The organism is Pseudomonas sp. efr-133-TYG-23 (genome assembly GCF_030209215.1).
Lineage (GTDB): Bacteria > Pseudomonadota > Gammaproteobacteria > Pseudomonadales > Pseudomonadaceae > Aquipseudomonas > Aquipseudomonas rhodesiae.
In genome coordinates, this window is sequence record NZ_JARVSL010000011.1 from 34921 (window position 1) to 48265 (window position 13345).

The 13345-nt window shown below is 59.6% G+C and carries 14 protein-coding genes; 7 read left to right on the plus strand and 7 right to left on the minus strand.

The genetic code is table 11. The annotated features are described in order from the left end of the window. Window positions 1-107: 107 nt before the first annotated feature. Window positions 108-1430: a chloride channel protein gene (locus tag QRN41_RS06725; RefSeq protein ID WP_034138304.1), complete on the minus strand. Its 1323-nt coding sequence runs from the start codon at window positions 1428-1430 to the stop codon at window positions 108-110. Window positions 1431-1659: 229 nt separating this feature from the next. Between QRN41_RS06725 and QRN41_RS06730 the strand changes: the two genes are divergently transcribed. The 3 genes from QRN41_RS06730 to QRN41_RS06740 all read left to right on the plus strand — a co-directional run bounded on the left by QRN41_RS06730 (window position 1660) and on the right by QRN41_RS06740 (window position 5100). Continuing rightward, window positions 1660-2613 carry a TAXI family TRAP transporter solute-binding subunit gene (locus QRN41_RS06730; RefSeq protein ID WP_285421371.1) on the plus strand — a complete coding sequence of 318 codons (954 nt, stop codon included), beginning with the start codon at window positions 1660-1662 and terminating at the stop codon, window positions 2611-2613. 76 nt (window positions 2614-2689) lie between these two features. Then, entirely contained in the window at window positions 2690-4717 is a 2028-nt protein-coding gene (locus QRN41_RS06735) for a TRAP transporter permease (protein WP_285421372.1), read from the plus strand. After that, window positions 4714-5100, plus strand: a complete 387-nt coding sequence (locus QRN41_RS06740) for a DUF1850 domain-containing protein (protein WP_034138307.1) — start codon at window positions 4714-4716, stop codon at window positions 5098-5100. The genes QRN41_RS06735 and QRN41_RS06740 overlap by 4 nt, the downstream gene beginning before the upstream one ends. A gap of 39 nt (window positions 5101-5139) precedes the next feature. Here QRN41_RS06740 and QRN41_RS06745 read toward each other — a convergent pair whose 3' ends face one another. Continuing rightward, window positions 5140-5289 carry a hypothetical protein gene (locus QRN41_RS06745; protein ID WP_167418018.1) on the minus strand — a complete coding sequence of 50 codons (150 nt, stop codon included), beginning with the start codon at window positions 5287-5289 and terminating at the stop codon, window positions 5140-5142. A 258-nt stretch (window positions 5290-5547) separates the two neighbouring features. On the opposite strand from QRN41_RS06745, the gene QRN41_RS06750 reads away from it, so the two are divergent. The 3 genes from QRN41_RS06750 to QRN41_RS06760 are packed head-to-tail and all read left to right on the plus strand — an operon-like array spanning window position 5548 to window position 7492. Continuing rightward, on the plus strand, window positions 5548-6312 hold the full coding sequence (locus tag QRN41_RS06750) for an OBAP family protein (protein ID WP_094066563.1): 765 nt from the start codon (window positions 5548-5550) through the stop codon (window positions 6310-6312). A gap of 24 nt (window positions 6313-6336) precedes the next feature. Then, complete coding sequence (xth, locus tag QRN41_RS06755; RefSeq protein WP_034138309.1) at window positions 6337-7146, plus strand: exodeoxyribonuclease III; 810 nt, start codon at window positions 6337-6339, stop codon at window positions 7144-7146. 22 nt (window positions 7147-7168) lie between these two features. Then, window positions 7169-7492 carry a hypothetical protein gene (locus tag QRN41_RS06760; protein ID WP_034138355.1) on the plus strand — a complete coding sequence of 108 codons (324 nt, stop codon included), beginning with the start codon at window positions 7169-7171 and terminating at the stop codon, window positions 7490-7492. Window positions 7493-7499: 7 nt separating this feature from the next. Here the strand turns inward: QRN41_RS06760 and QRN41_RS06765 are convergent, their stop codons facing one another. Beyond that, window positions 7500-8831 (minus strand): APC family permease, encoded by a 1332-nt coding sequence (locus tag QRN41_RS06765; RefSeq protein WP_285421373.1) that lies wholly within the window; start codon window positions 8829-8831, stop codon window positions 7500-7502. A 131-nt stretch (window positions 8832-8962) separates the two neighbouring features. Between QRN41_RS06765 and QRN41_RS06770 the strand changes: the two genes are divergently transcribed. Further along, window positions 8963-9094 (plus strand): DUF2256 domain-containing protein, encoded by a 132-nt coding sequence (locus QRN41_RS06770; RefSeq protein ID WP_080758733.1) that lies wholly within the window; start codon window positions 8963-8965, stop codon window positions 9092-9094. Window positions 9095-9508: 414 nt separating this feature from the next. Here QRN41_RS06770 and QRN41_RS06775 read toward each other — a convergent pair whose 3' ends face one another. The 4 genes from QRN41_RS06775 to gcvA form a co-directional block, all read right to left on the minus strand. Further along, window positions 9509-10084, minus strand: coding sequence for a DedA family protein (locus QRN41_RS06775; protein ID WP_213631725.1), 576 nt, complete (start codon window positions 10082-10084; stop codon window positions 9509-9511). A 151-nt stretch (window positions 10085-10235) separates the two neighbouring features. Then, complete coding sequence (locus QRN41_RS06780) at window positions 10236-10997, minus strand: SDR family oxidoreductase (RefSeq protein ID WP_034138313.1); 762 nt, start codon at window positions 10995-10997, stop codon at window positions 10236-10238. A 30-nt stretch (window positions 10998-11027) separates the two neighbouring features. Next, the gene (locus QRN41_RS06785) at window positions 11028-11855 is read right to left on the minus strand and encodes an EamA family transporter (RefSeq protein ID WP_285421374.1); all 828 of its coding nucleotides are present in this window, start codon (window positions 11853-11855) and stop codon (window positions 11028-11030) included. A gap of 29 nt (window positions 11856-11884) precedes the next feature. Next, window positions 11885-12835, minus strand: a complete 951-nt coding sequence (gcvA, locus tag QRN41_RS06790) for a transcriptional regulator GcvA (protein WP_285421375.1) — start codon at window positions 12833-12835, stop codon at window positions 11885-11887. Window positions 12836-13345 lie beyond the last annotated feature (510 nt).

A 13345-nucleotide genomic window follows, 5' to 3' on the forward strand; every position in this document is an offset into this window, starting at 1 on the left:
ACCCAGCACGCAGAATGGCTGCGCAAGCGCGCGACCATTGCGCTTGGACTGGACGAGGACCGGCACAAACTCAGGCAGCGGCGCAACCGCTGCTGTACTGAGCCCCTCTACGAACTGGCTTTTTGCGCAGCGGCGCCACTGCTCTCCGATTGCAAAAAGCCACGTGCCAGTTGCTGATACAGTTCGGGCCCCATCCTGGCGCTGACCGCTTTGGCAATCAGCGCGACCGCCATCAGACTGATGACCATGCCATGGCTGTCGATCATCTCCATGACGATGATTGCAGAGGTGATCGGCGACTGCGTGACCGCTGCCAGAAACCCCACCATGCACAATGCAATGATGGGCTGTGCCGCCAAGGCGAAGTAGTCGGCGACATTGGCCCCGACAGCGGCGCCTACCGCCAAAGAGGGGGCAAAAATACCGCCAGGGATGCCGGAAAAGTAAGTCACTACGGTCGCAAGAAAACGCGTAATAGGCGCGTGCCAGGGTAAACCAACATCGGAAACGATGATTTGGGAGGTGATCCCGTAACCGCTGCCATAGGACATCCCCCCACTGAGCCAACCAAGCACCGCGACGATCAAGCCGCAGCCCCCTGCGAACCAGACAGGATGCAGCCGGCGCCATTCCCAGACGACAAAACGACGATGACGCTGTGGCCACAGGAGCATCCGACTGAACAAGCCGCCCATAAGGCCACAGCCAATACCTATCGCCAGTACCGGAACAACGATATCGAGATTGGCCTCTTGCACGTCGAAGTGCCCGAAATAGTTGTAGTTGCCCTGCAAGGCAATCGCGACCATCCCCGACAAAATAATAGTGCTGAGCAACACCCCACTGGTGCGCGTTTCCAACTTGCGCCCCAGTTCCTCCACCGCAAAGGCCACGCCCGCCAAGGGGGTGTTGAAGGCGGCGGCAATACCCGCTGCGCCGCCCGCCAGGATAAGGTCTTCAGCGCGGATGATTCGTGCATTGGGCAGATAGCGGTGAAAGCAATGCATGATTGAGGCGGCGACTTGCACCGAGGGGCCTTCACGGCCGGCTGAAAAGCCTCCCGTCAGGGCCAGAGTTCCAAGGCCAATCTTGGCGAAAGCCAAACGCAACGACACCAACTTATCCACGGGTTTGCCTTGGTGCGCCAACCGCGTGGCCGCGATCACCTGGGGAATGCCGCTACCTTGGGCCCCTGCAAAAAATCGCGAGGTCATCCACACCACAAACATGCCGATCAGCGGCGTATAGATAAACGGCAGCCAGGGCCGCTCGGCAGCCTGTTGGGCGAACTGCATCAGCGCCAGGTCAGCCAGCCGGGCAAACATCACAACCAGCAATCCGGCGAGGGTAGCAGCGGCCCAGAGCGTCACTCGAGTGCGCCACCGGATAGAGGCAAAACGGCGACGTATCAGCAATATCGGTTTGATCACCCGAGCGGATTCCCGTTGTGAGACTCAATAAAATGTCATAACGAGAATAACGGGTTAAACCGTCAGGTCCAACCGGCAGTCAGCTAACCATGGCCCCCGCCTGACCGCTCCTCGACAGCCTCAGCCAGTCATTCTGATACAGAGTATGACCGTCCGTCGCCATTGCCGTGATCAATCAACTACAGTTGAGTCGCTCTGAATAAAAACAAAACAAGCCGGAGAGATTCCCATGCTGGTAAAGAACCGCTTCATTCTGTTGGCAACTGCTGCAGCCCTGGCACTGACCACCACGACACAGGCAGCCCCTGTATTCATCAACGTTCTGACCGGCGGCACCAGCGGGGTGTATTACCCCATCGGGGTCGGCCTCTCACAGATCTACAACGAAGGCATCCCCGGCGTGAAGACTTCGGTTCAGGCCACCAAGGCCTCCGTGGAGAACCTGAACCTGCTGCAATCGGGTCGAGGCGAGTTGGCGCTGGCGTTGGGCGACTCGGTGGCGGATGCGAAGAACGGCGTCGAGGAAGCGGGCTTCAGTAAACCACTGACCAAGTTGCGCGCTATTGCCGGCGCGTACCCCAACTACATTCAAATCGTGGCCAGCAAAGAGTCGGGGATCGAGACACTGGCGGACCTTAAAGGCAAGACCATCTCGGTCGGCGCGCCGAAATCGGGTACCGAGTTGAACGCACGGGCGATTTTCAAGGCGGCGGGCCTGACCTATGCAGATATGGGCAAGGTGCAATACCTGCCTTTTGCCGAGTCGGTGGAGCTCATCAAGAACCGGCAGTTGGATGCCACGCTACAGTCCTCCGGGCTGGGTATGGCCGCCATCCGTGACTTGTCATCGGTGATGCCGCTGAACTATGTGGCCATCCCCGCGGACGTGGTGGCGAACATCGGCAACGCGGCCTATCACAGCGCGATGATTCCAGCCGACACCTATGACGGCCAACCTGACCCAGTGCCGACGGTTGCCATCACCAACATTCTGGTGACCCGCTCGGACGTGCCCGATGAGTTGGCGTACCAGATGACAAAGTTGTTGTTCGAAAACCTCTCGCGTCTGGGCAACGCTCATTCGGCAGCCAAGGACATCACCCTGGAAAACGCCACCAAGAACCTGCCGATTGCGCTGCATCCGGGCGCCGAACGCTACTACACCGAAAAAGGCGCGCTCTAGCCGCGAGCGATGCACGGCGCAGCGGATCGCTGCGCCAACGTTCCGCCCTTTTTCCATGCAGTGAGGCAGGCAGCTAATGAGTGAAGAACATCACGGCATCTCTGCGATCCCGCGAGACTGGCCAAAAACGCTGTTTTACGTCGCGTTGTTATTTTCGATCTTTCAGATCGTCACGGCAGCCTTTTCGCCCTTTTCAAGCCAGGTACTGCGCGCGATACACGTCGGCTTCTTATTGTGGATGGTCTACCTGAGCTATCCGGCCTATGGCAACCGGCGCCCCTGGCAACCGTTGGCCTGGATTCTCAGCCTCGCAGCCATTGCCACCGCGTTTTATCAATGGCGGTACGAGGCTGATCTGATCCAGCGCTCAGGGGACCTGACCACCGCAGATACGGTGATCGGCATTGTGCTGGTGCTGCTGGTGTTCGAAGCCGCTCGACGGGTGATGGGCATTGCCCTGCCAATCATCTGCGGGTTGTTCCTGGCTTATGGCCTGTTTGGCGAGCATCTGCCGGGGGAGCTGGCCCATCGAGGTTATGGTTTCGATCAAATCATCAACCAGCTGTCTTTTGGCACCGAAGGGCTGTACGGCACGCCCACCTATGTTTCGGCGACCTATATCTTCCTGTTTATCCTGTTCGGCGCATTCCTTGAACAGGCCGGCATGATCAAGTTGTTCACCGACTTTGCCATGGGCCTGTTCGGCCACAAACTGGGTGGGCCGGCCAAAGTCGCCGTGGCCTCATCGGCGCTGATGGGCACGATAACCGGCTCGGGCATCGCCAACGTGGTGACTACTGGACAATTCACCATCCCTCTGATGAAGCGCTTCGGCTACCGGGCAGCTTTTGCCGGCGGGGTGGAAGCGACCGCCAGCATGGGCAGTCAACTGATGCCGCCGGTCATGGGTGCCGTCGCGTTCATCATGGCCGAAACCATTAACGTCCCGTTCGTGGAGATCGCCAAGGGAGCGTTGATCCCCGCGATTTTGTACTTTGGCTCGATCTTCTGGATGGTTCACCTGGAAGCCAAGCGCTCCAATCTCCAGGGCCTGCCCAAGGATCAATGCCCCAGTGCGCTGGGCGCAGTGAAGGAGAACTGGTATCTGCTGATACCCCTGCTGGTATTGGTCTACTTATTGTTTTCCGGGCGTACGCCGTTGTTTTCCGGCATGGTCGGATTGGCACTCACGGCCATCGTGATTCTCGGCTCGGCAATTATTCTAAAAGTACAAAGCTTTGGCTTGCGCTGCGCATTCTGGATTGCGCTGGGCATCCTCTGTACAGGCTTTTTCCAACTGGGCATCGGTGTGATCTTTGCCGTGATTGCGGTGCTGGTGGTGGGCTGCGGGCTCATCAAGGGCGGGCACGAAACCTTGACCATCTGCCTGCACGCCCTGGTAGAAGGCGCACGCCATGCTGTACCGGTTGGCATCGCGTGCGCCCTGGTGGGGATCATTATTGGTGTGGTCTCACTGACGGGCGTCGCCTCGACGTTTGCGGGATACATCCTGGCGATCGGCCGAGACAATCTACTGCTTTCGTTGATCCTGACGATGATCACCTGCCTGGTGTTGGGCATGGGTATTCCGACCATACCCAACTACATCATCACCAGCTCGATTGCAGCCCCCGCCCTTTTGGAATTGGGCGTACCGTTGATTGTGTCGCACATGTTTGTGTTTTATTTCGGCATCCTCGCCGACCTGACGCCCCCCGTCGCCCTCGCCTGCTTTGCCGCGGCCCCGATCGCTAAAGAGACTGGGTTCAAGATCAGCCTCTGGGCGGTGCGAATTGCCCTGGCGGGGTTTGTCATACCCTTTATGGCGGTCTACAACCCGGCGTTGATGTTGCAAGGCGATAATTTGTGGATGACCGCGTACATGCTGATCAAGACCTTGTTAGCGGTCGGGCTCTGGGGCATGGCATCCACCGGTTATTTGCTGCGCAAGATGCCCCTGTGGGAACGACTGCTGAGTGTGGCGGCTGGAGCCTTGCTGGTGGTGGCGTTGCCGCTGACCGATGAATTGGGCTTCGCGCTGGGGATAGCGGTGATCCTCCAGCATGTCTGGCGGTCCCGACGTGCAGAGCTCGCCCTACCATGATCGGCGTATGCCTGGGCCTGACCAGCGTGGTGTGGGCCCAGCTGTCGGTTTCACACTTCACGCTGGCCTGGGATCACACCATTGAAAAGATCCGCTGGGAGGAAGACTACCGCGTGACTGAGCAAGGGCTAGTCCTGGAAGAGGCGCGGGTACGCGGTAACGGTGCGGGGATGGAGGTTCCAGACGACGCACGACTGGAAAATGGCAGCTGGCACTACCGGCACCCATTGCCGCCTTTGCAACCCTTGCGGCTGGGGCGAACACCGGAGGCTGGCGATTACCAGCTGTGTGTCGATGGCCAGTGTCACGCTCTGAGCCATTGGGTGGGCGCGCCAACCACGCGCCATCCCTTCATTCAACTATGGCCGTGCAACACCGGCTGACGGGCGGATGATCACTCAGTCCGCAGATGTCCCTTGCTATTACTTATGCTGATCCGCGTTGCCTTCTTGCATTTGCACGGAGGACTTGGTCGAGCTGCTATTACCTTTGGTGGCATTGTCCGAGTTATCGAAGCAACCCTGCAGGAGGAACAGACTGCACACACTCAGGCACACATATAGCTTTTTCATGATGGTTTACCCGGCAGTAGAGGAATAAGTCATGGACAAGCGCTTTATCTGCAACGGCCCATGTGTAGTCTGTCCATGGGCACTCAACGTATGTTCAACAAATTTGATCCAAGCCTGATAAGCGGTTGATGTTTCCATGCACTTAAAAAACAGCCTGGAGTTGTGCCTGTCGTCGGTGTTTCGTGCACAAATAACAAACTTTCTCGACACGAGGGTTATCCATAGGGAAGCATTCGACTCAGCGGAAGGGATTCAACCATGTCTGCAACACGTACATTCCTCGTACTCAAAACGGCTTGTGCAAGCGCAGCGGCGCTGCTGCTCGGCGCTTGCGCGGCTGACAATACAGCCTCCAATGTGGTCGCACCCGGCGATGCCCCCTCGCCGACCACACGCACCCTGGACGCCGGCGCAGCGCTATTGCAATCGCGCCCTCCGATTGATGCTTTGAACGCTTACCTCGACGGTTTCCATTTCTACAACGGCGATATGAAAGCGCAAATGGAGGCCCATCACTATTGCGCGATCCTCAACGACGAAGTGATCCAGTGCGTGATCTACGATGGCAATCGCAAGGACGCCAAGTTGATGGGTGTGGAATACATCATCAGCGAGCGCTTGTTCACCGGCCTGCCCAAGGCCGAGCAGGCGCTGTGGCACAGCCATGTGCACGAGGTGAAATCCGGCCAACTCGTGGCGCCCGGTATCCCTGAGGTGGCCGAGCATGCGCTGATGGAAAAGCTCGTGCACACCTACGGCAAGACCTGGCACACCTGGCACACCGACCTGCATAAGGACCTGCCCTTGGGCGTGCCCCAACTGATGATGGGCTTCACCGCCGACGGCCAGGCCGACCCGCAAAAAGTCGCCGAGCGCGATCAACGGTTCGGCATTGACAGCGCACAGAAGCGCAAAGACCGCGCGGATATACCGGCTCCCGCCGTGGCGCCAGGGGCGGATGCGTGGCGCCGGGGCCAGGTATTTCAGATAGCTGATCCAACCCAAACACCCCATCGGCACTGAATTCATCGATTGAGGAGCCAAGCTATGCAATCCCTCAAGATCGCCACGTTCAATGTCAATGGCATAGGCGCACGCCTGCCGAACCTGTTGCAGTGGCTGGAGCGAGAGCGGCCCGACATTGTCTGCCTGCAGGAGCTGAAAGCGCAGGACAACGCCTTCCCCGCCAAGGCGCTGGAGCAAGCAGGTTACGGCTCTGTACACCATGGCCAGGCGGCGTGGAACGGAGTCGCCATTCTGGCGCGCGATGCCGAGCCGCTGTTGATCCATAGAGGGTTACCGGGGGCCGAACATGATCCCCAGGCCCGTTATCTGGAAGCGGCGGTGCTGGGGGTAATCGTCGGCTGCCTGTACCTGCCCAACGGCAACCCTCAGCCTGGGCCGAAGTTCGATTACAAACTGCAATGGTTCGAACAGTTGATTCAACACGCTCAAACCTTACACAGCAGTGAACACCCGGTGGTGCTGGCTGGAGATTACAACGTGGTGCCTACCGATCTGGATATCTACAACACCCGCTCGTGGCTCAAGGATGCCCTCCTCCAGCCCGAGAGCCGCGCGTGCTACCAAAAGCTTCTGGACCAAGGCTGGGTCGACTCGCTTCGGCACCTGTATCCAGACGAGCGCGTATACACGTTCTGGGATTATTTCCGTCAGCATTGGCAGAAAAATTCTGGTTTGCGTATCGATCATCTATTGCTGAACCCGGTGTTGGCCCCACGCCTTGAAAACGCCGGCGTCGATGCATGGGTGCGCAACGAAGAACATGCCAGCGACCATGCACCGGTCTGGGTTCAAATCAGTGCCAAACCGCGCAAGCGTATCCAGCGTACTTGAACCTCTAGGAGCAATGCCGGTGATGTACCCAACTACCCCCGATGGCCGCTATTTCGTCGTAAGAGGTACCCTGTGGCGGTGCAGCAACCCCTCGCTGCCCGAAGACACTCGGCAGGGCCTGGTCAATCAACTGATGACGGCGCGCCGTGCGGTCAAAGCCGCCAAGGCGTCCGGTGATCCGCGCCAGTTGCAGGCTGCTCGCACACAAGTGCAGAAAGCCAAGGTGGGCCTGGGTGAGCGTGGCCCGGTGTGGTGGGATGACGGTGCTGCGGATCTCAACCAGAAGAAGGTAAGCGATACGCCCTATGCCCAATGGCATGCGGCGTTGGCCGAGACGTCAGCTTAGCGCCCCATTAGCTCGGTTCTGCAATGGGTGTGGCCAGGCGATTGCAGCCATATAGCACAACCCCCAGCAGCATCAGCGCACCGCCGCGCAGCCACGTATCGAGGCTTTGCTGGCTGAGCAGAACCAGGCACGAGGTTATCGCCAATATCGGCACCCAGGTCGGCACGCGGAAGTGGTCCTTGTCGACGCGGTCCCGACGTAGCACCAGCACGGCCAGATTAGTGCTGAGGAACACAAACAACAGCAACAGCACCACCGTCTCGGCCAGGGCTGCGAGCGTGCCGGTGGCGGTCAGCGCCATGGCCACGCCGCTGGTGGCCACGATCGCCACCAGCGGCGTACGGCGTTTGGGCAGAACCCGCGACAATGGCGCCGGCAACAACCCCATGCGAGCCATGCCGTACGCCAGGCGGCTGGCCATGATCATCGTCAGCAGTGCGCCGTTGGCCACCGCCACCAAGGCAATGAAGGCGAATAACTGGGGTGGAATGTTCAGGCCCGAAGCCCGCACTACTTCCAGCAGCGGCGCTGAGGTAGCCATCAGTCGGTCCGTCGGCAACACCACGGAGGCAGCGACCCCGACCGCCATGTACACGATACCGGCGGTGACCAATGCGGCGAACAGCGCGCGCGGATACACGGTGCGCACGTTACGGATTTCTTCCGCCAGGTTGGCCGAGGTCTCAAAGCCGACAAACGAATAGAACGCCAACAATGCCGCCCCCAATACCGCGAGCATTGGGTTCACGCCAGGCTTGAATTCTACGGCGCGCCCCAGGTTCGCCTCACCGGCCTGGAAACACCAGGCCGCAGCGATGACCACGAGCAACAACCCGGACAACTCAATGCAGGTCATAACCATATTGGCGCCCAGGGACTCTTTGATACCACGCGCATTGAGCAATGCGATCACCGCCAGGAACACCAAGGCCGCCAAGGTCGGTGGCACCTCAAAAAACGCCGCCAGATAGTCGCCGGTAAACGCCAGGGACAGCCCCGCCGCACTGGTGACCGCGGCCGCGAGCATACTGAAGCCCACCAGAAACGAAACCAGAGGCGACTTGAACGCCTTCTCAGCGAACACCGACGCGGCGCCGGCGTGGGGGTATTTGGTTACCAGTTCCGCGTACGAGCCGGCGGTGAGCATGGCGAAGAACAACGCCACCAGCAGCGGCACCCAGATCGCCCCGCCCACTTGCCCGGCAATGGTGCCAGCCAACGCATAGACACCGGCGCCCAGCACATCGCCAAGGATGAACAAAAACAGCATCGGTCCGGTGACGGCGCGGCGCAGTGACGGCTTGGAAGACGAAGCGTTGCTGAGGCTGGAATCAGTCATGGGCGGCTCTACGGGCGGGTTGCACTGTGGATTCAGCCGGCGTGAGCCGGCAATAGCAAAGTTGTTTAAACATGGAAAAGCGTTACGCTGCCATAGTTCATTTATTTGCTTATCCCACAGCCCTAAGAGCCATGAAAAAGAGTGATCTGCCAGTCAAGACCTGCGTGACATGTGGCCTGCCTTTCACCTGGAGAAAGAAGTGGGCGCGTTGCTGGGACGAGGTGCGTTATTGCTCGGAGCGCTGCCGACGCAACAAACCCTGAGCATGCCCTTGGTCAACGCCGGACGATCAACTGCAGGGTTTACGGCCGCATAGCCAATTCCGGTAGGGCTTGTGCTGCGGGTCCTCGCGAAAGTCTTGATCGACCCCATAGCCACACTCCTGATACAGCTTGCCGAGTATGGCCATGCACGTGGCATTGCCATACTCGGCGTAGCGCTCGATATAGCGCAGGTTGTCGCGCTCAAACGGTTTCTGGCCGGCAATTCACATGCAGCGAAAGCCAGTCATCGATGAGTCGTAATCGGCGGGTCGGGTCAGGCTTTTACAGCCCATGATGGTGCTCAACAGCACCAGAAGCGTCAGGGTCTTTAACATAGCGTCCATGCATCCGGGTGAACGGGAAAACGGCATTATGCCAGTAATGACTGGATTGGCTTCACCCTGGGGCCGCGAGTCAGGGTTGCCTGCGTTTGGATCGGTAATGGCGTATCAGCCCCACAGCCACCACCACGCCGACGACGCCTAGTGCAATAGGCAGTCGATAAGGTTTCAAGTCGCCCAAGACGCGTTGCAAAAACTCCCCAGCCCAATACCCCGCACTGGCAAACAGCGTGGCCCAAACCAGCGCGCCAATGGCATTGATGCAGGCAAACTTAAGCGGTGAAATCCTGCTCGCGCCAATCACCATCGGCCCCAACAAACGCATGCCATAGAGAAAGCGCACCGAAAAAATCGACACCGTGGGGTGCCGATGGATCAACGTTGTGATCTTGTCGATGGCCGCTTGTTTTTTATGTAAGCGCGGCAACAAACGGTCGCCGAAATAGCGCCCCGCCCAGAACAGCAATTGGTCCCCCAACATGCCGGCGAGACTGGCGTAGGCGATCACGGGCAGCAACTTGAGCACCTGCTGATGCGCCGCCACGCCTCCCAGTATCAGAATCGTTTCGCCTTCCAGTAGGCAGCCGATAAAAACGGCCCAGTAACCATAGGTGGCCAGCAGGTAATTCAGGTCGAAGTGTTCAAACATGCGCGCGCATTTGCTCCATAACGGCTAAATGTCTCGGGGCCAGTGCTGATCGGTGGCGACAGCACATGGACACAGCCGTGAGCGAGACGGTTCCTTCAACAGGTGATGAGCAGCCGCTTATGGGACATTCGCGCCAGCGCCGCGCCCTGCTTTATTTACCCCCGGTCACATCGAGAAAGGTGCCGGTTACGAACGACGCCTCCGCGCCCGCCAGCCATAGAATCGCCCGTGCCACCTCTTCCGGCTGGCCGCCCCGCCCCATGGGGATCGAGTCCTTGACGCGATCGACCCGCCCAGGCTCACCGCCACTGGCGTGCATGTCGGTGTAGATATGCCCGGGGCGAATACCGTTGACGCGTATGCCTTCCCGCGCCACCTCTTTAGCCAGCCCGATGGTGAACGTTTCGAGGGCGCCCTTGGAGGCCGCATAGTCCACGTATTCATTGGGGCTGCCAAGTCGGGCCGATGCCGAAGAGACATTGATGACCACCCCACCAGCGCCATTATGACGATAGGACATGCGCCGTACCGCCTGTTGGGCACAGAGTATCGGCCCGATGGCGTTGACTGCGAAAATGCGCTGCATCCGCTCGAAGTCGAGAGCCTCCACCCGTGATTGCAGTGCCAGTACCCCGGCGTTATTGACCAGGACGTCGATGCGCCCGAACTCACGGTCGATGGCCGCGAATAGATCGGCCACCTGGCGCGGATCCGCACTGTCGGCGCGCATGGCCAAGGCCTTGCGTCCCAATAACTGCACATCCGCAACCACCGCCTGCGCTGCGGACTCGTTGCTGACGTAGCTGATGGCCACGTCATACCCTCGTTGGGCCGCCAGCCGGGCGGTAGCGGCACCCACCCCGCGACTGCCGCCGGTTATCAGGATCAAAGGGGCCTGCGAAACAGTGGTCATGGTGAATCCCTCTCTAGGTGATTGGCCGAGTCAGCCGAGGATGATGGCGCCGCAGGCGATCACCACGCACGCCAGAATGCGGCGCGCAGTCAGCGCCTCGCCGAGGAACCCGTAGCCAATCAATGCCGCAAACAGCACGCTGGTTTCGCGCAATGCGGATACTGCGCCCAAGGGCGCTTCATTCATGGCGTAGATGACCATGGCATAGGCGAGCAAAGAGACCAGCCCGCCGAGCACCGCCGTCAGGGTGCCGGGCCGCACGCGGAACAGGCTGCGGGTATCGCGCAGAGCGATGTAAACCATGGGCATCAGCACGCCCCAGAGGGCGCTCATCCAGACGGTGTAGGCCATTGGCGCGCCGGAGAGCCTGGCGCCGATGCCATCGACAACACTGTAGGCGGCGATAAAGCAGCCTGTGCCCAGGGCATAGGGCAGGCTGGGGACCGAAAGCCGTCGCCCTCTGAACGCCAGCGAAATAATCCCACCCGAGACCAAAGCAATACCGAGCAACTGGCCAGGAGCGATGGTTTCCCCGGCAAAAACGGCGGCCCCCAGCGTGATCAGCACCGGCGAAGAACCACGGGAAATCGGATAGATCTGCCCCAGGTCGCCGACCCGGTAACTGCGCACCAGGAACAAGTTGTAGCCCACATGCAGCAGCCCCGACAGCAGCGCATAGCCCCAACTTTCAACCGCAGGCGGCAGCATAAACACCGCAGCGACCGCGCAGGTAATGGCGATCGCCATGCACATCACCGTCATGGACCACAGGCGATCGGCACCGCTGCGCAGCAGGGCATTCCAGCTGGCATGCAGGAGCGCGGCGAAAAGGACGAGGCAGACCAGATGAATAGGCATGCCTCATTCTATTTACGCCGGTGTCGGGACTACAGCGAAGTCTCCTCATCAAGGCATGAATGAACACTCATCATGGGCGCCTTCACGTCCCGCACTTTCAGCGCCTCACTCATTAACCATTGGCGAAAGCTGACGATGTGCGGCAACGTTTCGACGCCTTTGGGGCACACGAAGTAATAAGCCAGCGGCGATGGGAAATGCACGTCGAACAGCCGCACCAGACGGCCATCGCTGATTTCCTTTTCGACATGCCCGCTGCGCACCAATGCCACGCCTTGGCCGAGCAAAGCCGCCTCGACCGTCATGTTGGTATCGCCGAATCTGACACTTTCCCTGAGCGGCAGATACACCAGGCCCAGCGCCTCGAACCACGCCTCCCATTTGGGTGCCAGTTCTGCGCCATCACGGGCCAACAGCGGAAAATGCAACAACTCGGCGGGGCTCAGCGGTGTCCCGACGCGGCGCAGCAATTCGGGACTGGCCACGGGAAATACCTGTTCCCCGAACAAGAACTCCGAATACAGGCCAGGGTAACTGCCCTTGCCCAGCCTGATCGCGACGTCTGCCTGGGCGTTGGAGAAATGAATAATGGCATCCGTGGTGTCCAACGACACCAGCAGCTCGGGGTGCAGGCGAGAGAGGTTCGGCAGGCGTGGCAACAGCCATTTCAGCGCAAAGGAATAGGTGGTGCTGACGCTGAGCCGAACCCTGCCCTTCTGCTCGCGCAGGTCGTTGAGCGTCGCCTCCAGGCTCAAAAAAAACTCGCGCACGATAGGCGCCAGAGTTGCGCCCGCCGCTGTCAGGCGCAGCGCCTTGCCACGCTCGAACAACTGCACGCCCCACAGCGCCTCAAGATGCTTGAGCTGGTGACTGACGGCGCTTTGAGTCACATGCAGTTCCTGCGCGGCGGCAGTAAAGGTCGGGTGGCGGGTAGCGACTTCAAAAGCGCGGAGTGTCGCGGTGGGCGGCAGGTCTCTCATCGGGGCGTATCCAGCGAGTCATCAGAGGGTGTTGCATGAACGTTAGCTCATCATAAAGCCAAGCTGATTGAATAACCTCGCCGTTGAAGCAGCCAAAATGCCTAACTTTAGGCTACAGTTCGCAATAGTGGCATTTAGACATGACCGTCGGTCACCTGCTGGTAATAAACCAGACGGAAGGCACACTGGCGTGTCTAAAGTTGCGGCACATAGGGCAGATAACCCCTATGTTGTTTATATGTCCGCAGTACTGTTCAAGGATCGAACTATGACCCCGCCTCCATCCAGCCGCACTTCCCTTACCGGTCATCCGCGTTTTCGTTGGTTCGCTTTCATTCCCGTGGTGCCTGCGGTGATCTGGATCCTCGTCCAGTCAACCTCCGCGGCCAACCTCGTTGCGTGCGCGGCGTTGGTGCTGGTCGGTCTTGGGGCCTGCGCCTGGAGCGCGAAATCTCAGCGCGATGCCCTATGGCGCGCGACATCGAGCGCATTGGCCAATCAGGCCGATGC